The organism is Myroides sp. LJL115, assembly GCF_054871665.1.
Window position 1 is genome coordinate 16,176 of record NZ_JBTXLS010000021.1, and the last position, 22,149, is coordinate 38,324.

Annotated in this window: 11 protein-coding genes and 1 other RNA gene; 10 read left to right on the forward strand and 2 right to left on the reverse strand. The window is 34.3% G+C overall.

What is annotated here, in order from left to right; genetic code table 11:
* Positions 1 to 89 precede the first annotated feature (89 nt).
* Positions 90 to 1,979, forward strand: a complete 1,890-nt coding sequence (gene dnaK, locus ACYSNX_RS06960) for a molecular chaperone DnaK (RefSeq protein ID WP_461753959.1) — start codon at positions 90 to 92, stop codon at positions 1,977 to 1,979.
* Positions 1,980 to 2,105: 126 nt separating this feature from the next.
* Complete coding sequence (locus ACYSNX_RS06965) at positions 2,106 to 2,780, forward strand: DUF2461 domain-containing protein (RefSeq protein WP_461753960.1); 675 nt, start codon at positions 2,106 to 2,108, stop codon at positions 2,778 to 2,780.
* A 55-nt stretch (positions 2,781 to 2,835) separates the two neighbouring features.
* Here ACYSNX_RS06965 and ACYSNX_RS06970 read toward each other — a convergent pair whose 3' ends face one another.
* Positions 2,836 to 3,927 (reverse strand): glutaminyl-peptide cyclotransferase, encoded by a 1,092-nt coding sequence (locus ACYSNX_RS06970; protein ID WP_461753961.1) that lies wholly within the window; start codon positions 3,925 to 3,927, stop codon positions 2,836 to 2,838.
* 89 nt (positions 3,928 to 4,016) lie between these two features.
* On the opposite strand from ACYSNX_RS06970, the gene ffs reads away from it, so the two are divergent.
* The 4 genes from ffs to ACYSNX_RS06990 all read left to right on the forward strand — a co-directional run bounded on the left by ffs (position 4,017) and on the right by ACYSNX_RS06990 (position 13,896).
* An RNA gene (gene ffs / locus ACYSNX_RS06975) (signal recognition particle sRNA small type) lies at positions 4,017 to 4,115 on the forward strand.
* A gap of 197 nt (positions 4,116 to 4,312) precedes the next feature.
* Entirely contained in the window at positions 4,313 to 9,406 is a 5,094-nt protein-coding gene (locus ACYSNX_RS06980; protein ID WP_461753962.1) for a translocation/assembly module TamB domain-containing protein, read from the forward strand.
* Positions 9,381 to 11,696 carry a translocation and assembly module lipoprotein TamL gene (gene tamL / locus ACYSNX_RS06985; RefSeq protein ID WP_461753963.1) on the forward strand — a complete coding sequence of 772 codons (2,316 nt, stop codon included), beginning with the start codon at positions 9,381 to 9,383 and terminating at the stop codon, positions 11,694 to 11,696. Before ACYSNX_RS06980 ends, tamL begins: the two co-directional genes overlap by 26 nt.
* Positions 11,697 to 12,486: 790 nt before the next feature.
* Positions 12,487 to 13,896: a sigma-54-dependent transcriptional regulator gene (locus tag ACYSNX_RS06990; protein ID WP_461753964.1), complete on the forward strand. Its 1,410-nt coding sequence runs from the start codon at positions 12,487 to 12,489 to the stop codon at positions 13,894 to 13,896.
* A 92-nt stretch (positions 13,897 to 13,988) separates the two neighbouring features.
* Here ACYSNX_RS06990 and ACYSNX_RS06995 read toward each other — a convergent pair whose 3' ends face one another.
* Positions 13,989 to 14,537, reverse strand: coding sequence for a ferritin (locus ACYSNX_RS06995; RefSeq protein ID WP_461753965.1), 549 nt, complete (start codon positions 14,535 to 14,537; stop codon positions 13,989 to 13,991).
* A gap of 181 nt (positions 14,538 to 14,718) precedes the next feature.
* Here ACYSNX_RS06995 and ACYSNX_RS07000 point away from each other — a divergent pair, with 181 nt between their 5' ends.
* From ACYSNX_RS07000 to ACYSNX_RS07015, 4 genes are all read left to right on the forward strand, one after another.
* Complete coding sequence (locus ACYSNX_RS07000) at positions 14,719 to 15,054, forward strand: hypothetical protein (RefSeq protein WP_461753966.1); 336 nt, start codon at positions 14,719 to 14,721, stop codon at positions 15,052 to 15,054.
* A 168-nt stretch (positions 15,055 to 15,222) separates the two neighbouring features.
* Positions 15,223 to 18,168: an alpha/beta hydrolase family protein gene (locus ACYSNX_RS07005; protein ID WP_461753967.1), complete on the forward strand. Its 2,946-nt coding sequence runs from the start codon at positions 15,223 to 15,225 to the stop codon at positions 18,166 to 18,168.
* Positions 18,169 to 18,418: 250 nt separating this feature from the next.
* Positions 18,419 to 19,663, forward strand: coding sequence for a serine hydrolase domain-containing protein (locus ACYSNX_RS07010; protein ID WP_461753968.1), 1,245 nt, complete (start codon positions 18,419 to 18,421; stop codon positions 19,661 to 19,663).
* 196 nt (positions 19,664 to 19,859) lie between these two features.
* Positions 19,860 to 22,094 (forward strand): S9 family peptidase, encoded by a 2,235-nt coding sequence (locus ACYSNX_RS07015; protein ID WP_461753969.1) that lies wholly within the window; start codon positions 19,860 to 19,862, stop codon positions 22,092 to 22,094.
* Positions 22,095 to 22,149: the final 55 nt, after the last annotated feature.

Here is a 22,149-nt window from a genome sequence, read left to right on the forward strand (position 1 = left end):
CCTTGTCTAAGTAGCAGGGAGCTTCAAGCTCACAATTAATATAGAATTGAAAATTAATAGAAGTATAAAAAGTAAATTATAAAAATATTATGAGTAAAATTATTGGTATTGACTTAGGGACTACAAACTCATGTGTTGCTGTAATGGAAGGTAACGAGCCTGTAGTAATTCCAAATGCTGAAGGTAAAAGAACAACTCCGTCAGTAGTTGCTTTTGTTGAAGGTGGTGAAATTAAAGTAGGAGATCCTGCAAAACGTCAGGCAGTGACTAACCCTACTAAAACAATCTCTTCAATCAAGAGGTTTATGGGAGAGACTTACTCTCATATTGCTAAGGAAGCAAAATCAGTTCCTTACAAAGTTGTAAAAGGAGATAATGATACTCCACGTGTAGATATCGACGGACGTTTATATAGTCCACAAGAGATTTCTGCAATGATTTTACAGAAAATGAAAAAGACAGCCGAAGACTATTTAGGACAAGAAGTTTCTGAAGCAGTTATTACGGTACCAGCATATTTTAATGATGCACAACGTCAAGCTACAAAAGAAGCTGGAGAAATTGCAGGATTAAAAGTTAGACGTATTATCAACGAACCAACTGCTGCTGCTTTAGCGTACGGTTTAGATAAAACAGGTAAAGACCAAAAAGTTGTTGTTTATGACTTAGGAGGAGGAACATTTGATATTTCTATCCTAGAATTAGGAGACGGAGTATTTGAAGTACTTTCTACAAACGGAGACACTCACTTAGGAGGGGATGATTTTGATAACGTTATTATTAACTGGTTAGCAGAAGAATTCAAAAGCGCTGAAGGAGTTGACTTACGTGAGGACCCAATGGCTTTACAACGTTTAAAAGAAGCTGCTGAGAAAGCAAAAGTAGAATTATCTTCTGCTACACAAACGGAAATTAACCTTCCTTATGTGACTGCTACAGCTTCAGGACCAAAACACTTAGTTCAAACTTTAACTAGAGCTAAATTTGAGCAATTATCAGATGATTTAGTTCGTCGTTCAATGATTCCTTGTGAGAAAGCATTAAAAGATGCTGGAATCTCTAAATCAGACATTGATGAGGTAATCTTAGTTGGAGGTTCTACTCGTATCCCAAGAATCCAAGAAGAAGTGGAAAAATTCTTTGGTAAAAAACCACACAAAGGAGTTAATCCAGATGAGGTTGTTGCTATTGGAGCTGCTATTCAAGGTGGTGTTTTAACAGGTGATGTTAAAGACGTATTATTATTAGATGTTACTCCACTTTCTTTAGGTATTGAGACAATGGGTGGTGTATTTACTAAATTAATTGAGTCAAATACAACTATTCCTACTAAAAAATCTCAAGTATTCTCTACTGCTGCAGATAACCAACCATCGGTTGAAATCCACGTTTTACAAGGAGAAAGACCAATGGCTGTAGATAACAAAACTATTGGACGTTTCCATTTAGATGGTATACCACCAGCACAAAGAGGAGTGCCACAAATTGAGGTTACTTTCGATATTGATGCTAACGGAATTATCAAAGTTTCTGCTACAGATAAAGGAACAGGAAAATCTCACGATATTCGTATCGAGGCTTCTTCAGGATTAACAGAAGAAGAAATCCAAAGAATGAAACAAGAGGCTGAGGCTAATGCTGAAGCGGATCAAAAAGCTAAAGAAGCTGTAGAGAAAATCAATGAGGCAGATGCTATGATTTTCCAAACAGAAAAGCAATTAGCTGAGTTTGGTGAGAAATTATCAGAGGCTAATAAAACAAACATCCAAGGTGCTTTAGAAGAGTTGAAAAAAGCTCACGAATCTAAAGATATCGCTACTATCCAACCTGCACTTGATAAAATCAATGAGGCTTGGAAAGCAGCTTCTGAGGAAATGTACAATGCTCAAGGGGGACAAGAACAAGGAGCTCCAGAGCAAGGTGGACAATCTACTAACGAAGATGGTACACAAGATGTAGAATACGAAGAAGTGAAATAATTCGCTTTTTACAATAACAAAGGCCAGATTCCAAAAGGATCTGGCCTTTTGTTTTTTAAGTAATTCTCTTATGGTGAGTTTAACCAAAAATGCTTAATTTACATCGAATAAGAAATTCAACCGTATATGCATAGTTTACAACAAAGTAATTTAGATTTTTTGAAGGCTCTAAGCCAAAATAACAATAGAGAGTGGTTTAGTGAGCACAAGGAAGATGTGGAGGCTAATATGAAAGATTTTAAGGCTTTTTTTGCTGAGGTTGAAAAAGAAATGAATCAAGTAGATCACTTAGAGAAATTCCACATGTATCGCATTTATAGAGATGTAAGGTTCTCCAAGGATAAGACTCCTTATAAAAACCATATTGGTTTTCATATTGCTAGAACTAAGCCTTTATTAAGGGGAGGGTACTATATTCATATAGAACCAGGAAATAGTTTCGTTGCTGGAGGACTATGGGCCCCAAATAAGGAAGATCTTTTTCGTTTAAGACAAGAAATCGAAGCTGATGCTGATTCTTTTAGAGAGGTTTTAAATCAAAGCCAAATCAAAGACTTCTTTGGTGAGCTAAAAGGGGAGGAGCTTAAAACAGGTCCTAGGGATTTTGATAAAAACAGTCCCAATCTGGACCTATTAAAAAAAAAGCAATTCTATTTGCAGAGAAACTTTGATGATAAAAGCCTACTAAGGGAAGATTTCGTCTCTCAAATAGTGGAGAGCTTTTTGACAATGAGGCCTTTGTTTGATTTGTTTTCAGAGGTACTAACCCATGATAGCAATGGTGTACCTTTATATGAGTAAAAAGATAAGCTGTTTTCCCTTGGAGAAAACAGCTTATCTTTTTTAAGAACAAGGCTTAATATATCTTTACTTCAAATATTTTATCCCAATTTTTTCCAGTGACAAAGAAAGTATTGGTGTTTTTATTATAGGCAATACCATTGAATACATCTCTATCCTCATGGTAGGTGGTTTTGTTTAATAAATCATTAAAATCAATAATATTTAAAATTTCTCCATTTTTAGGGTCTACCACTGCAATGGCATTTTGTCCATAGAAATTGGCATATATCTTACCATCTACCCACTCTAATTCGTTCACTCCTTCAATGGCAGAACGATTGGTGTATACCTGGATTTGATCTACCTCTTTAAAGGTATTTGGATCTACTTTGTAAATAGTATTAGTACCATCACTCATATAAAGATATTGACCGTCATTGGTAAGTCCCCAACCTTCCATTTTCTTGAAGTAATCAAAGGAATCTATTTGCTCTAGGGTATTTAAGTCGTACACAAAACCTTTATTGTTTAACCAAGTAAGTTGATAAAGTTTATCGTTTAAAATAGTACATCCTTCTCCGAATATAGAAGTAGGTAAATTGTTAATTTGCAATACCTTTCCTGTTTTTGGATCTACTTTTCTAACACTTGAAATACCTGTTTTTCCAGTACCACCACTTTTACTTGTTCCACCTCCAACTCCATTTCCAGTACTCTCATATAATAGGCCATCGTAAAACTCTAGCCCTTGAGTATATGCATTTATATCATGGGGATAAGTATTGACAATACTATAGTTTAAAAACGTTGGTTGCACAGAAGACATAATTTCAATTGGCGTGGTAAAGGTTTTACTGTTTTTCCCAACATAAGCTGTAGCTTTTATGGTTTTCTTACCTAATTTTTGGCCTCTTAAATCAAAGTTTTTTACCTCATTATCCTGTGAGGATAAGATTTTTTGGTCATTAAGGTAATAAACCACAGAGTCTACTTTTACATTTTCTGTGGTTTTTAAACGCAGTTTTAACGCATCTTTAGGGCTATATTGTTGTTTTAATTGACTAGTATCAATGGAAATGAGATTTTTTTCTATATTTTTTTCTTGAGAACAACCACTTACGGTAAGGCCTAAAGTTAAGGCTATTAGTAGGTTAGCTTTTATCATAGTCGTATAATATTTTTATACAAGATACAAATCTTATGGATAAAAGTATAAAAGACTTGGAAAAATATAAAATGGTTGTATATTTGCACTGGCAAGTCCTACACGACCAGCTCCTGCAGAATCCTCCAGGGTGGGAACGCAGCAAAGGTATGCGGTTGTAGCGGTGCGATGTAGGTAGCTTGCCACTTTTTTGTCTCCCATAGTGGAGATTTTTTTTTGCTTTATCCTTTCCAAAGCAGTTTTATTAGGCTATCTCTTTTTTTAATGTTACTTTTTGAAAAATATTTGGTGTTTTATAGTCTATTTTAATAAAGAAAAAATATATTAAGGGTATCGCTTTTACTCTGAGATGCTTTTTGTTATTTTTGAAGTAAAATACTTCAAATTGAAAAATATAATAAAGAAGGTAGTAAAATTAGCCCTATGGGTTGGTGGTTGTATTTTAGCATTACTTTTATTGCTAATAGTTTTGATACAGTTACCTTTTATTCAAAATAAAATAAAGGATGTTGCCATTGGTTTTGTGCATAACAAAATAGGTACGCCTATTTCTTTGGAACGCATTTCTATCGCCTTTCCCAAGCAAATTGTAATAGATGGGCTGTATATAGAATCCCAGCAAAAAGATACCTTACTTTATACCAAATACCTTGGGGTGGATATTGGTTTTTTTAAATTACTAGGTAATACGGTTGAGATATCTAATATTGATTTAGAAGGTTTAACAACCACTGTTAAAAGGGATAGTTTACAAGGGTTTAACTTTGATTATATCGTAAATGCTTTTGCTAGCGATACCCCTGAGGAACCTTCTGAATCTAAGCCTATGGATATACAACTAGGGGATGTCAACCTTAAAGATATTAAGGTGAACTTTCAAGATGACTACCAAGGCCACCATTTAAAGATGGAACTAGCAGACCTTTTAGCTAAAGTCAAAGATATTGACCTAGAGAAAGAGCATTATGGTCTTTCAAAAATTGCAGTAGATGGTCTTAAGATAGACTACCAAAAGAGCCCATCTCTTGAAGCAGAGGCTTTACCAGAAGCCCAAGATTCTCTAGCAATAAAGACATCAGATACTTTACCTAGTTTAGACTTGGGAATTATCTCTTTGAGCAATTTTGATATTACCTACAAAGACCAAGAAAGTAAACTACAAGCTGCGCTGGTGATGAAGCAATTAGAGGTAGATTTTCACAGAATTGATTTAAATACACAACAAATAGAAATTGATAATGTACTGTGGAACAATACCTATATCAAGGCACTGTTTTTAGAAAATAATTTACCCCTTACTTTGGATGTCCAAAAACAGACTAGTTCCCAGGAAGTTGTAGATACTAAAGTCGATAGTATCTCAAGTACTTTACCATGGCAAATAAGTGTAAAACAAATAAGCGTAGGTTCTATTGGGGTGGATTTTGACGATGAGAATTTTAAAGCTCAAAATAGTGGATTGGATCCCTACCATATTGGTATAAGTGATCTAGGAGTTCAGGTGAAGGATTTTCAATTCTCTGGCAGTACTATAACTGCAAATATCAAAGATTTTGCCTTTAAGGAGAAAAGCGGATTTGTATTGGAGAATTTCAGCACTTACCTTTTATATGATAAGCAAACCTCTTTTATAAAGGATTTTTATTTAAAAACTCCTAATACCAAAATAACTTCTTCTATAGTATTGAATTATCAGGATATAAATACAATAGAAAAGCAATTGGATAAAATTTCTGTAGATGCAAGTATTTTAGATTCTTATATAGGATTTAAGGATATTGATCTACTACTACCTGGTGTATTGCCAAGTGATCAAATCAAAGGTATACAACAAGATAAAATCAGCTTTGATGTTATTGCCAAAGGAAAGGTTGCAGATTTGAATATAGAGAGGTTCTTTGTACGAGCTTTAGGGTCTACCTTTATAAACGCTAATGCCAAGGTGAAGAACTTGCCAGATGTGAGTAAGGCCTATATGGAACTTAACCTAAAAGATCTGCAAACTACCAATAAGGACATTGCAAAAGTGGTGGATAAATCCCTTTTACCTGCCAATATGCAAATACCTGCTTTGATTAAACTACAAGGTTTTGTCAAGGGAAGTATGCAAAATGCCACTACGGATTTAAAACTAACTTCTAGTTTAGGAAACCTAAGTTTAAAGGGCTTATTGGATCAAAGAGCAAAAAATAAAGAAAGCTATTCTTTAGATGTAGAGGTAGATCAATTACAATTAGGCCAGTTAATTGGTAATGATTCCATAGGAATGGTCAATCTTTACCTTGGTGCTAAAGGACAAGGTTTAGATGTAAACACCGCTAAGGCTAGCTTTGAAATGGATTTAAAAGATGCTCATTTTAATGGCTATACGTATAAAGATGCTGTAATAAAAGGTGAGTTGGACCAAGGTGCCTATCAAGTGAATTGGAACAATACAGATCCCAATTTATTAGTAGACTTATCGGCCAAAGGCCAGGTAAGTGATTCGGCTATTAGTTTAGATTTATTGGCTGATTTAAAGAATATAGATTTTAATAAATTAAAATTGGATAGTGAGCCTAGAGTATTAACCACCACTATAAAGGCAAATATGCCTAATATTCTGCCAGATAGTTTAGTGGGAACTCTTCGCATTGAAGACTTAGGTTTTGTTTTGCAAGATAGAGCCTATACTTTACAACCGATTGTCTTTACAGCTTTGGCTCAACCGGGGCAGCGCCAAATGAGTTTAACTTCTCAATTAATTGACTTTAATCTAAGTGGAGATTACGTATTAACAGATTTAACTACAGATTTAACCCAAAGTATTCAAAGTTATTTTAATACCACAGAGCAGCATATAGCCAGCACAGATCAAGACCAAGAACATAAACAGGAGAAGTTCTCCTTTTTTGACTATTCTTTAGACATCAAATACGATAGTGTTTTAAAGGATATGTTACCAGAGCTAACCCAGTTAGAACCTTTTTCTATCGCAGGAAAATACGATCAAAGAACCAATTACATAAGTGTAAAGGGGGGAATATCTAAGTTGGAATACGCAGAAAATACCATTAACAATGTGTATTGGAATATAGAGCCTTATCAAGGAGCTTTGGGCTTTAGCCTTGGTGTGGTAAGTATTTCTAATTCCTTTTTACAATTAAGGGGATTGAATTTACAAGGGGATATGAAGGATAATATGTTGCGTTATAGTTTAAACTTAAGTGACTCTAAAGATAGACTATGCTATGTATTATCGGGTGAGGTAGAAAGTAAAGAAGATCAAATTATCGCAAAACTCTATCCAAAAGGATTTATGCTAGATTACCAAAATTGGCAAATCAATCCTTTAAATGAAATCGTTGTGGATTCTAGTGGGATTTACATCAGCGACTTTGATTTGAGTCAGGGTAATAGTAGCATAAAAATAGCCTCACAAGAAAAAGTAGCCAATAGTCCGCTTCATATACAGTTTGCGGATTTTAATTTAGCAACTTTAACCAAAACAATTCAAAAAGATAAACTTTTAGCTGGTGGAAATATAACAGGTTATGTTAACTTAGAAGATCTTTCTAAGGATTTCCGTTTTGTATCTGATATCGATATTAAAGAGTTTCAGATGATGGAAATGCCTTTAGGAGACTTACACATAGGTGTTAAAAATGCTTCCTTAAGTCAATACTTAGCCAGTGTAGTCTTAGATGGACAAAACAATAGCATTGCATTAAAAGGTATGGCTGACATGCAAGACTCTACTTTGGATATGTCCTTAGACATTTCGCAATTACAAATGGAATTCTTAGCTGGTTTTGTTCCAGAATTACTAAGTGAGGCTCAAGGATACTTTAGTTCTAATTTAAGAATTAGCGGAAAAATGGATGACCCTAAAGTATTAGGTGATTTTAAATTCAACAATATAGGTTTCCATGTAAATACCCTTAATGCAGACTTTACAGATATTAATGAGTCTATCACATTTGTGGATAATGCTATTAACTTTGATAGGTTTACTATAAAGGATAGCGACGGAAATATTTTAGTGGTTAACGGACAAGTTTTAACCAAGAACTACGCCAATGTAGGTTTTAAATTAGATATCACAGCCAATGATTTCAAAGCAGTAAACTCTACTTCTAAGGACAATGAAATGTACTATGGAACTTTGGTGTTTGACACAGCTATGAAAATTAGAGGTGATATGAATAAGCCTGTAGTTAGCGGTGAAATAGGAGTAGGGCCAAAGACGGACTTCACCATTGTAATGCCACAAGAAGACCCATCTATTGCAGATAGAGAAGGAATAGTAGAATTTGTGGACCAACAGAGTTTGCAAAATGCAGAGCTAATGAAGTACCAAGAAGACTTTAATACTTCGGCCATTATGGGATTAGATGTTTCTTTGATTATTAAAGTAAGCAAAAGTGCTGTCTTTAGTATGATCATGGATAAGAGCAGTGGAGATAAAGTGGTTTTAAAAGGACAAGGAGATTTAGTAGGGGGTATTGATCCCTCTGGTAAGGTTACTCTAAGTGGTAGATATGAGTTTGATGAAGGATCCTATGATTTGAGTTTCAATATGATTAAAAGGAAATTTGAAGTACAAAAAGGTAGTTCTATCATTTTCGCAGGAGATCCGACCGATGCCATTTTAGATTTAACTGCTATTTACCAGGTCAATGCTGCTCCGATAGATTTATTGTCTAATCAGTTAAGCTCACTGAGTCCAAGTCAGCAAAACATGTATAAGCAAAAGATACCTTTCCAAGCTTTGTTAATGATGAAAGGACAACTCTTAGAGCCCGAAATTAGTTTCGATATTAAATTAAAAGACGATATAACGAGTGTTTCTGGAGATGTAATTAGCAATACTAATACCAAACTAGCTCAGTTAAGGAATAATGAGTCGGAAATGAACAAACAAGTTTTCGCTCTTTTACTATTGAATCACTTTATTGGAGAAAACCCTTTTGAGAGTAGTGCAGGCGGATTAAGTGCCGGGGCAATTGCCAAGCAAAGTGTTAACCGTATACTATCGGATCAGTTAAATAATTTGGCTAGTAGTTTAATATCAGGAGTGGAACTGAACTTTAACTTAGAGAGTAGTGATGATTTTTCTACTGGTTCAAAGCAAAGTAGAACCGATCTTAATGTGGCGGTTTCTAAAAGGTTGTTTTCCGACCGTTTGAAGGTAACAGTAGGTAGTAGCTTTGAAGTAGAAGGAAACCAAAGACAAAATGAGCAATCGGCTAATATAGCTGGGGATGTAGAATTAGAGTACGCCCTTAGCCAAGATGGAAGGTATCTATTAAGAGTATATAGAAAAAATAGATATGAGGTAGCCCTTCAAGGTCAAGTAGTAGAGACTGGGGTAGGATTTGTAATTACTATGAGCTACCAACACTTTAAGGAGTTATTTGAAAATTCTAGAGATAAGAAACAATTGAAAAAGCAATTAAGAGAGCAAACTAAAGATGAAAAGAAACAACAAGAGGACTAGAACATTTAACGCAATTGTAGTGATCCTATTAACTTTGGCTTTGTACTCTTGTAGTAATACCAGGTATATTTCAAAAGGGGATTATCTTTATACTGGAGCGCAAATTAATATAATTAGCGATTCAATGTCAGCTAAGAAGAAAACGGCAATGGTGGAAGAGCTAGAGGGATTAGTTCGCCCCATTACTAATAGTTCTTTTTTTGGTTTTCGACCTAAATTATTCTTTTACAATTTAGGAGGAAATCCTTCTAAGGATAGTAAACTAAGAAATTGGTTTAGAACAAAATTAGGCCAAGCTCCTGTATTATTTGACAAGGTAGATATGGACTTTAATGCATCTATATTGAGTAACCGCTTGGAAAATGAGGGGTATTTTAATGTAGTAGTGAGTGCAGATACTTTAAAAACTGGTCAGAAAAAAAGAGGCGTACAGTATAATGTTACCCCAAAGGATCAGTACTTAATTAATAAAGTTACCTTCATTAATGACTCTACTCCTTTGCAGGAGTTAATTTATAAAGGTAGAAAATATACAACTCTTAAACCTGGAGATCCATATAATCTGGAAACCATTAAGGAGGAAAGAGTGCGCTTTGATAATTATGTGAAAAATAAGGGATACTATTATTTTAGTGCCAATGATTTAATTGTGCAAGTGGACTCCTCTGTAGGTGACCATAAAGTAGACTTATATGTGAGGGTTAAAAACACGGCGCCTAAACCAGGGTTGTCTCCTTATAGTATTGACAGTATTTTTGTATATACCGATTATGTATTGTCCGATACTGGCTTACAACAACAAGCTGATTCAGCCACCTTATATAAAGATCTTCGCATTATAGATCCTAAGAAAACCTTTACACCCCAAATTTTTGATAGGGCTATATTTCTGGAGACAGGCGAATTATACAATCGAAACAAACACAATATGTCTTTGAATAGATTGGTAAACTTAGGAGTGTTTAAATTTGTGAAAAACTCTTTTGAGATATCCGATACCCTAAACCATAAACTAAATGTGTATTACTTCTTAACCCCAGATAACCCTAAAGCTATCCGCTTGGAGTTATTAGGTAAGAGTAACTCGGCTAGTTACCAAGGTGCTGAAATCAATTTAAACTGGAGTAATAAAAATACTTTTAGAGGAGCAGAATTACTTTCAGTAAGTGCTTATGGTGGGGCAGATTTTCAGATGTCCGCAGAGAACAAAGGATATAATATTTATAAGGCCGGAATAGAGACTTCCTTGACTTGGCCTCGATTAATTTCTCCATGGAATTTTAAAAATGTAAGTACCTATACTCCTAAGACAAAAGCAACCTTAGGGTATGAATACTTAGAGAGAAGGAAATTATATGCCTTAAACTCCTTTAAGGCCTCTTGGGGATATATATGGAGACAAACTCCTTATGTAGAACATCAATTTAACCCCATAGAGGTAACTTATGTGGCGCCTCAACATGTTACTGACCTTTATCACCAGTCTGCTCAAGGAAATCCATCGTTGGAAAAAGTATTGGAGAAACAATTTATTTTTGGTCCTACCTATAGTTTTACTTATACCAATACCATGAGGAATTTTAAAGAGCATACCTACTATTATAGAGGACTAGTAGATTTATCTGGTAACCTATTAGGACTTGCTTTGGGAGCAGACCAAAAGAAGGGAGACCAAAAAGAGATATTAGGGGTAGCTTTTAGTCAATTTGTAAAGTTAGACCAAGAATTTAGACATTATTGGAAATTATCTAAAGAGTCTACTTTAGTAAGCCGCTTTCGAGCTGGAGTTGGTATTGCTTACGGGAACTCATATGGAATGCCTTATAGTAAGCAGTTTTTCATAGGAGGTACCAATAGTATACGTGCTTTTAAGGCTAGAAGCCTTGGGCCAGGTAGTTTTAATCCACATAGCTTAAATACAGCCTTTGTACCCGATCAAGGTGGAGATATGATTTTGGAGTTCAATATTGAATACAGAAAGAAATTATTTAGTATTGTACATGGGGCCTTGTTTGTCGATACAGGGAATATTTGGAATCTAAACCATGTAAGTGACCGTCCAGGTGGTAAGTTCACTAGAGATTTTTATAAAGAAATTGCAGTAGGTACTGGGGCAGGTCTACGTTTTGATGTTACCTTTTTAGTTCTTAGACTAGATTTGGCTTTCCCTTTAAGGGTGCCTTATAACCCAAAAGGAGAGAGATGGGTAATAGATGATATTCGCTTTGGAAGTTCAAAATGGAGAAAAGAGAATTTAATGCTCAACTTCGCTATTGGTTATCCTTTCTAAGAAAGCTATAAACGCATTATTTTAAAAGGGTAAAACTTCTTTTTTGTAGAGAGACTTTACCCTTTTCTTATTAAATACTACATATTGGGGAAAGCATCCCCATTCTATAGATCTGCATAATATACTTATTTTAGTAGGTTTTAAAACATGTAATCTAATTTATTGTACTGATTGTTAGTTGGTTATTATTTTAATTATGTGTGAGTTATTTTAATAGAATAGTGTATTGGCATGATTTTCTCTATATAAGTAAGTGTAAGGTGTTATAAAAAAAAGAGTTTCACTCTTTGTTATGAAAAAGAAAATGTATTGAATAGTTTATAAGACTTAAGTCTTATTTAGAATACAAAAAAAAGATCGTTAGTAAGGTGAGGAAGAGAAATCTTCTGGTATTAGGGAGCATATTTGCTCCCTTTTCTTTTGCTTCTATAGTTAAGTAGTTATAAACCAAGATGCTCACAAAGCAAACAAACTCTAGATCATTCTACTTGTTATCCATTAAAACTTTTACTTCTTAACATATCTAAAGGATATTGAACTAAATAACAAAATTAAAGTCCGAATATATTTATAGGGCATTAGGTTGGTTTTGTTCGAATATGAATGATATACAAATAGCTTTAGCTTATAAAAACTATTTTTAAGTAGTTATTTTTGATAAAAGTATAGTTTGTAAATAGTATAAAGAAGTAAATTAATTGATAAGGAAGGTTAAATTTTCGCTTGAATTGGTTAGTGAGGTAGAAAAAGGTTAAATTTGTCACTAGCACCCTAAAATAAAACAATAAATATGAGTCACAAGATTCTTGTAATAGATGATGATGTACCATTTTGCGAAATGCTTAAAGCCTTTTTAACCAAGAAAGGGTATGTTGTTTCAAATGCCTATTCTGCTGCAGAGGCTGAGCAACAAATAACAAGCAACTCCTTTGATATCGTTTTAACTGACGTTCGACTTCCTGATAGAGATGGAATGGAATTATTGAAGCTAATTAAGGGACAATCTCCTGGATCTCAAGTAATTTTGATGACTGGATACACAGAGATACGTACCGCTGTTAATGCAATGAAATTGGGAGCTTTTGATTATGTAGCTAAACCTATTAATCCAGATGAGATCCAATTGACTATTAAAGCAGCATTGGAGGCTAAAAATGATCCAATTCAACATACAACCGTAACTAGCTCTAAAAAGGTAGGTAGTTCTAAACAAAATAAAGCCAATACATCCCACACTCAAACTTATGTAAAAGGACAAAGTGATGTTTCTTTACAATTACATGAGTATATTGAACTTGTAGCTCCTACTAATATGTCGGTATTAATTATCGGAGATAGTGGTACAGGCAAGGAGAATATTGCACATTCTATCCATTTAAAAAGTAAAAGAGCAGATAAGCCCTATATTGCTGTAGACTGCGGAGCCATTCCTAAGGAGTTAGCATCAAGTGAGTTCTTTGGACATATAAAGGGATCTTTCACTGGAGCTGTTGGCGATAAAATAGGTCATTTTGAAGCGGCTAATGGTGGAACTATTTTCTTAGATGAAGTGGGAAACCTTTCCTATGAGGTACAGGTACAATTATTAAGGGCCTTACAGGAGAGAAAAGTAAAACCTGTAGGGAGCAGCAAAGAAATTGAAGTTGATATTCGTGTAATTGCTGCAACTAATGAAGATTTACCTAATGCAGTTAGAGAAGGAGAGTTTAGAGAAGACTTATACCACCGTTTGAACGAGTTCGGTATTGTAGCTCCTCGTTTGTGTGATAGAAAGGAAGATATATTGCATTTTGCTTATCACTTTTTAAATACCTCTAATGAAGAATTAGAAAAAGAAGTACAAGGTTTTTCTACAGAGGTTGAAAAAATATTTTTAACCTATGATTGGCCTGGGAACCTTCGCGAGATGAAAAATATTATCAAGCGATCTGTTCTTCTAACAAGAGGGGATACTATAGAAGAGGAAGTACTTCCTTTAGAATTAAAGCAACCTTTTGCTCCTGAGCCTATAGCTGTAAAGCAAGTGCAGGAGACAGAATCAGAGGAGGATCTAAAATTGTTTTCTTCTAAAAACGAAGAGCAAGCTATTCGTTTAGCTCTTGAGAAGGTAAAATTTAATAAAACCAAAGCTGCTCAAGTATTGGGAATAGATAGGAAAACATTATATAATAAGATGAAATTATATAATATCGAATTATAATAACTAGCCTTTAAAGTAAAGGTTGGTTTAAAGCTACAAAAGGCCTTTCTTGTTGGAGAAAGGCCTTTTACATTATAGGTATCAAAACTTTTTTAGCTAAAAGGATTAATTTGATCGGCTGTTGGAAACTCTTGTGAAGTAGTTTTTAAACTTTGGTCGAAATCAAATTTAGCAGCATCGGTAGCTTTACCACCTCCTGCTAGTTTTACGCGATCTAGCAAAGAAAGAGCTAATTTTTCTTCCTCCCTTTGTTCACTTACTAGCCATTGTAGGAAGTTCCATGTAGCCCAATCTTTTTGTTCAAAAGCAAGGGTAACAATATTATGGATAGCCTCTGTGTTTTTAACCTCTTGTTGAAATACCATTTCAAAGCATTCTAAAAGAGATTTAGGTTCGCTTCCAGGGGCCTGTATAGCTTGGATTGTTACCTTAGCTCCTCTTTCCTGTACATATTCAATAATTTTAGCCATATGTACCCTTTCTTCTTGGGCATGTCGCATTAAAAAACTACTTACCCCAGCCATATTCGCTTGGTCTGCCCAACAAGATAACATCAAGTATACTTGGGAAGAAAAAGCCTCTAAGGTGATTTGATCATTAAGGGCACTAGTTAATTCGGAAGATAAACGATTTGTTTTCATAATATTTTTTTTGATTGTTCTGTATCTTGGTTCGTTTAAAGATACAAAATATTGCCCTGTTATAGAAGGAGTTAAATGTTAAATAATAGGGCTTTTGTTTGTTTTGTATTAAAATAAATAAAGATAAGCTTTGGGTTGAGGTTTTATTTTTACCTTTGTATAAAATAGAGAATTATATATTATGGACATACAAACCTTGATTCAAAAGAACCTTGATGAACTATTTTATTTAGCGGATAAAAAGCGAGTACTAAATACTGTTATGGTAGTTCGTATTGGTGCCTTTGTGGGGGCAGCTGTATTAAGAGGTCGATTTGCTGATCAAAAGGAGGTTTCTCAAGAGGAGATTAATGGAGTGTTTGGAATTATTGGAGATTTTTGCAGAATGAGTTTCGGAGGACGTAGTTTTTCAAAAGTACATTTCAATAAAATGGTGAAATTAGCACTAGAATTGATACAAGAAACTAGTTTTGATCAAGACGTAGAAGAGTTTATTGCTAGCCTACAAGAAGATTAAGTTTAAAATGCATATACTTTTAAGACTGCCTTTTTACAAGGGCAGTCTTTTTTTTTGTAATTAAGTAAGGTGTATATTTTTATGACTTATTTGTGGTTGAGATACCTTGTTGTTTGGCAGCATAAAATAAGTTATCTTTCAACAAATAAATTAACTACCTAACACGAAATGAAAAAACACCAAAAAAAGTCCAAAGCACCTGGCTTTGGTCAAGGAGTAAAAATGCTTAGCCTAGCTTTTTTCGCTCTTGGATCTATAACGGGTTATGCACAAAAAAAACCATTAGATCATTCCCTTTATGACCAATGGGAAGCCATAGGAAGCAAAGCTTTTACCAACGACGGTAAATGGCTTTTTTACCAAGTTAACCAACAGCAAGGAGATGCTACTCTTTATTTAAAAACCACAAAACTTGATAAGACTTTAGTAGTGGATAGAGGGGAATCCGCCGTATTTACGGGAGATTCTAAATTTGCAGTTTTTAGTATTGTTCCTACTTATGAGGATTTAAAACAAGTTCGAATTAAAAAGAAAAAGCAAGATGAGATTGCTAGAGACTCTATAGGGATTGTTAATCTTCAATCGGGTGCTATGACTAAGTACGCCAATATTAAGTCCTTTAAAGTACCGGAGAAAAATAGTAGTTTTTTAGCCTATTTATTAGATCCAATTACAGAGAATTCAGATGATACGAAGGACCAAGGTGATGCTAATTCTAGCGATAATGCTCTTGTAATCCAGGATACTAAAGACAAAAAGTCTTCGGATAAAAAACAAAGTTTTGAACTTGTAGTAGAGAATTTAATTACTTCTAGTAAACAGAGTTTTGAGAATGTTAGTGATTATTACTTTGATAGTCAAGGAAAGTATTTGGTTTTTGTAACCAAAGCCTCAACATCTAAGAAAAAGCAAGATAAAAAAGAAGTCTCTGAACAAAATCAAGTAGAAGATAAGAAGACCTATGGGGTATATGCCTTAGATTTAAAGACAAATAAGGTGGTTAGTATTCTAGAAAACCAAGAAGAATACTCTCAGTTTGCTTTTGCTAAGAACTCTGCAAATTTTGCTTTTATCGCCAATAATGACCCAGAGAAGACTTTAGATAAAACCTATAGTATTTACCAAAGTGATTTTGTGAGCCCTGCTACACTTTTAGCAGATAATAAAACTAGAGGGTTACCACAATCTTGGGTTATTTCACCAAATTTTAAACCTGTATTTAGCGAGAATTCAAGTAGAGTGTTCTTAGGTATTGCACCAGCTTTAATGGTAAAGGATACTACTTTAATCCAGGAAGATCATGCTATTGTAGATATCTGGCATTTTAATGAAGATGTATTACAAACCCAACAATTAGCTAATTTAGAGAAAGATTTGAAAAAATCTTACCTAGCAACCATAGATCTAAAAAATAACAATGGTATTGTTGCTTTAGGGGATCAAGAAGTTGATCAGGTTCAATTAGTAGACAAAGGAGATGCTAATTTTGTTTTAGGATCTGGAAATATGGGATACCGTATTCAAAGACAATGGGACATATCACCAGTTGCTTCTTATTATTTAATTGATGTAACAACAGGTAAACGCACCACTGTGGTGGAAAACCTTAGAGGTCAAGTAAGAGTATCACCTAAAGGACAAAGCGTAGTATATTTCAATAGCGAGACTAAGAATTGGTATGCCTATAATGTTGCAGCCAAAACAACCAAAGAGTTAAATAAAGGACTTGAGGTTTCTTTTGCTGATGAATTAAATGATATGCCTGATTTAGCGGGACCTTACCGTATTCAAGGATGGACTACAGGGGATGAGTCTGTTTTAATTAGAGATCGCTATGATATTTGGGAGTTTGCTTTAAATAGTAATAAAGCCCCTAGAATGATTACCAATGGTTATGGAAGAAAGAACAATGTTTCTTTTGATTTAATGAATCTAGAAGAGGATAAGGTAGCTTTTACCACTAAAGAGAATCTTATTTTAACAGCATTTAATACGGTAAATAAGGAGGCTGGTTTTTTCCAAACACAAGTTAGCTCAAAGAAAAATCCAGTAGAACTATTAATGCAAGACTTTAGTGGATTCACGACTTTATTTAAAGCTAAAGACGCCCTTATGTATGGTTACCTAAAAGGCTCATATGCCCAAAGTAATAATTTATATATCACTACTGATCTAAGAAAGGCTACTCAAGTATCCGATATTAATAAGCAACAAGCTTTATATAATTGGGGAACTGCTGAATTAGTAGAATGGGTTACACCAAAGGGATTTGAAAGCCAAGGAGTATTATTTAAGCCAGAGGATTTTGATCCAAATAAGAAGTACCCAATGATTGTATACTTCTATGAGAGATTATCGGATAACTTACATCGTTATGAGGCTCCAGCTCCAACGCCGTCTCGATTGAATATTCCATTCTTTGTAAGTAATGGTTACTTAGTTTTTACACCAGATATAGCTTATATGGATGGCTATCCTGGTAAGAGTGCAGAGGAGTATATCAACTCAGGAGTAGATTATTTAAAACAAAATACTTGGGTGGATGGTGATAAAATTGGAATACAAGGACAAAGTTGGGGAGGTTATCAAGTAACTCACTTAATTACAGTTACGGATATGTATGCTGCAGCTTGGGCTGGAGCTCCAGTGGTAAATATGACATCGGCTTATGGAGGAATTCGTTGGACAACAGGAATGAGTAGACAATTCCAATACGAAAAGACCCAAAGTAGATTAGGTGGAGATTTATGGAATAGTTTAGATTTATATATGGAAAACTCTCCACTATTTAATATGCCAAAAGTTACTACACCTGTGGTTATTATGCATAATGATCAAGATGGGGCAGTGCCATGGTACCAAGGTATTGAGATGTTTATGGCTCTTCGCCGTTTAGGTAAACCAGCTTGGTTGTTAAACTACAATGGAGATGATCATAACCTTATCAAACGTCAAAACAGGAAAGATATCCAAATTCGCCAACAACAATTCTTTGACTATTATCTTAAAGGGGCTAAAGCGCCAGTTTGGATGGTTAAAGGAGTTCCTGCAATAAATAAAGGAAAAGATTGGGGATTTGAATTAACACAAGAGAAAGTACCTTCTAGTTTATAAATAGAAGACACTTAAATCAAGTAAAAGGGACATGTCTAAAATTGGCATGTCCCTTTTTTATTATAATTAAAAATGCATGCTTTTAAAAAAAGAGAAATCAGTGCTATAATAAATAATAAAAGATAATAGCTTTGAAATGAATTGTTTATTATTTTTATTCAATAGGTAGGATGGTAATATAGTGTATATTCCCATGTTGTAAAACGTAAAATAAATTGTCATTTTATCACTTTAAAGGATTCTTAATAGGATGAAAAAAATAGTTGTTTTAGTGTTATTATCCGTGCTTTTTAATTTTTGTAAGAAGCAGAATCTACAAAAAAATGTAGTAGAGGCGACTTATGGTAATTTACTTACTTCAGATATTAATGAAATATATAAGCAGAGTGATTTTAATGGATTTGCTGTTTCTATTGTCAATGACAGTGGAAGTTTATATCAACATGGCTTTGGGTATGCTGATACTCAAAATAAGATACCTTATACGCATAAAACTATTCAAAATGTGGCTTCCATCTCTAAGGTATTTATTGGCATAGCTTTATTAAAAGCTCAGGAATTAGGTAAGTTGCAATTAGATGATCCAATTAATGATTATTTGCCCTTTAAAGTAGTAAATCCTTATTATCCAGATCAAGAAATAACAATTCGGCATTTAGCTACCCATAGCTCAGGTATTGTAGATAATGCGTTTTATTTAAGTAAAAACTACATCTTAAAGCAAGGAGAATTTCCTATAGATGCAAGTTTAAGTTTTGAAGATATGCAAAGCTTTAATCCAAATGATTCTCTAGTGTCCTTAGAGCAATTTTTGCAAAATACACTTGTGCAACACGGTAAATGGAATACAAAGGATACCTATTCCAACTACCAAGCAGCAAGTGTGTATGAATATTCTAATACAGGGGCAGCACTGGCAGCTTTTGTTTTAGAAAAAGCAACAGAAGAGCGATTCGAAGACTTTACCCAAAAGTATATTTTAGATCCTTTAAGTATGAAGGATTCCGGATGGCATTTTGAAAATGTCCATTTTGAGAATTATTCAAAATTGTATGCCGATAAAAACACAGAACTTCCCTTTTACCATATGATTACTTATCCTGATGGGGGCCTTATTACATCTGTGGATGATTTGGGATTATTTTTAACAGAATTAATAAAGGGATATAATCAAAAAGGAGCACTACTAAACCAGGAAAGTTATAAAGAATTCTTCCGCGCCCAATTACAAGAAGAAAATTTTTTAGAAAGGGACCATAACAACCCTTATAATGAAAGTTATAATGTTGGTGTATTTATTGGCTTTGGTTTTTCTGGCTATATAGGTCATACGGGTGGAGATCCTGGAGTAGCTTCCCTTATGTTTTTTAATCCAAAAAACAACATAGGGCGTATTTTGATTCTAAATACCTCTTTTAAAGGGCCAAAGTCAAGTCAGGATTTTTATGGAATATGGAATACTTTGGAGGAGTATCAAGATAAAGTAGATAACTAATCTTTTTTTAGCTCCTCTTAGTAGTAAAGTGAACTCTCTTTTGTTCTAGCTTTTATCAAAATTATATAGGACAATCTTTTTAGACATGAGCCTAAAAGAAAAGCTTTATGTTTTTTTTAGAGACTATTTATATTTAGTTGGGTATTTTTACCTTAATTGTCTTTTAATGGGCAATTTTACTTTATAACTTTTTTTCATGGAACAAATAAAAGCATTACAACGAATCTGGCATAGCAAGTCTACCATAGAGCAAATGCCGCTTGATATAGTTATTGATATGCAAGATATCAATAAAGACCAATTGCAACTTAAAACAGTTATTACCTTAGGAGAACAAGAAGCTATTGAAATTCAGGCAAGCCAAGTTGCTTTTGATGACAATTGTTTAACGTTTAGCATCGAAAAGATGCAGATGGATTTTAAGCTAACTCTTGTAAAGGATACCCTAAAGGGAGAGGTTTTCTTAAAGCAACAGGCATTTGATATTCTATTTCATCCTTTAGAGAATTCTTTACCTGGAGACCCTACTTTAGTATCTAGTGTTCAAGACTTACAAAAGTTACAACACATGGAAAAACAGCAGTACAAGTACAAGGTTTCAGATTATTTTGAGCGTCCTGATTCCTTTGGGTTTCAACTTTCTCCACAAGGAAAGTATTTGTCTTTCAAGAAAAAGGATGAAAAAGGAAAGGCTCATGTGTATATTAAGGACATTGACAAGCAAAAGGTAAGTAGAGTAATTCAAGAAGATAAGGAGCTAATACGCGGCTATGGCTGGTTAACTGAGCAAAGGCTCGTTTACATAATGGATAAGGGAGGGGATGAGAATTACCATATTTATGCCGTGGATGTAGATGGCTCCAATGCAATGGACTTAACGCCATATCCAAAAGTGAAGGCTAACATTTTAAATTTATTAAAAGAGGACCAGGATCATATTATTATCAGTCTTAATTTAGATAATCCTCAAGTTTTTGAACCCTATAAGCTCAATATCCACAATGCTCAAATGGTTAAACTCTTTGAGAATAAACAAGCTAGTACTCCGATTTCTAGTTATGATTTTGATAAGGATGGAAATTTAAGGGGATATAGTCAAATGCTTGATGGGATAAAAACCCAGTATTTTTACAAAGCCCAGGGCAAGAGCGAATTTTCTTTGTACCATACTATTGATTGGTGTGACACTTTTGCCATTTTAAGTTTTGATTATTCCAATGAAAACAAGGATGCTGCCTATGTTCTGACCAATTTAGATTCGGATAAGCTAAGAATTGTACTTTGGGATTTTGCAACTAATACGGCAATTAAAACGATTTATGAAAATCCAGATTATGATGTATCTATTTTAGGTTTATCGCGTTTAAGAAACTGGGAAATTGATTATGTGGGCTATATTGGTAGTAAGCTTACTATAGAGCCTGTAAGTGAAACATATAAGCAAATACATCAAGATTTAACCCAGTATTTTACACAGGATCAATATAGTATTGCAGATAAAACCGATAAGGAGGATAAGTACTTGGTATTTGTGCAAAGCGATACTTTATATGGAAGCTATTATTTTTATGATAAGCAAAGTAGAAAGATTACTTTACTTTATGATTTAATGCCTCAATTAGAGCGTAAAGATATGGCTACTATGCTACCAATTAGCTTTACTTCTAGAGATAATATAACCCTTCACGGATATATTACTTTACCTCAAAAGGCATTGGATGGTCAGAAAGTTGCTTTGATTGTTAACCCTCATGGAGGGCCACAGGGTATTAGAGATTCTTGGGGCTTTAATCCAGAAGCTCAACTTTTTGCCAGTAGGGATATGGCCACTTTACAAGTAAACTTTAGAATTAGTGGTGGATACGGGAAGGAATTCTTTACTAGTGGTTTTAAACAAATTGGTAGAAAAGTAATGGATGACATTGAAGATGGAGTAGCTTACTGTATAGCTCAAGGTTGGATAGATCCCGATAGAATCGCCATTTATGGAGCTAGCCACGGTGGTTATGCCACTTTAATGGGGCTAATTAAGACCCCGGATTTATACCGCTGTGGAGTAGATTATGTTGGGGTCTCTAGTATTTTTACATTCTTTGATTCTTTTCCAGAGTATTGGAAGCCTTATAAAGAAATGGTAAAACAGATTTGGTACGATTTGGATGATCCTAAGGAAAGGGAGATAGCAAAATTAGTTTCTCCAATTTACCAGTTGGATAAAATATCTAAACCATTATTTGTGGTTCAAGGAGCAAATGATCCAAGGGTTAAAATAGGGGAGTCCGATCAGATTGTGAAGGCTTTAAGGCAAAAGGGATTTGATGTGCCTTATATGGTGAAATATGATGAAGGCCATGGCTTTGGTAAAGAGCAAAACCGCATTGAATTCTACCAATGTATGATGGGGTTCTTTAGTGAGCATTTAAGCAAATAATGTAAAGAGAAGATTATTATCTTTCTATATAGAAAACAAAAAAGCTACCAATATT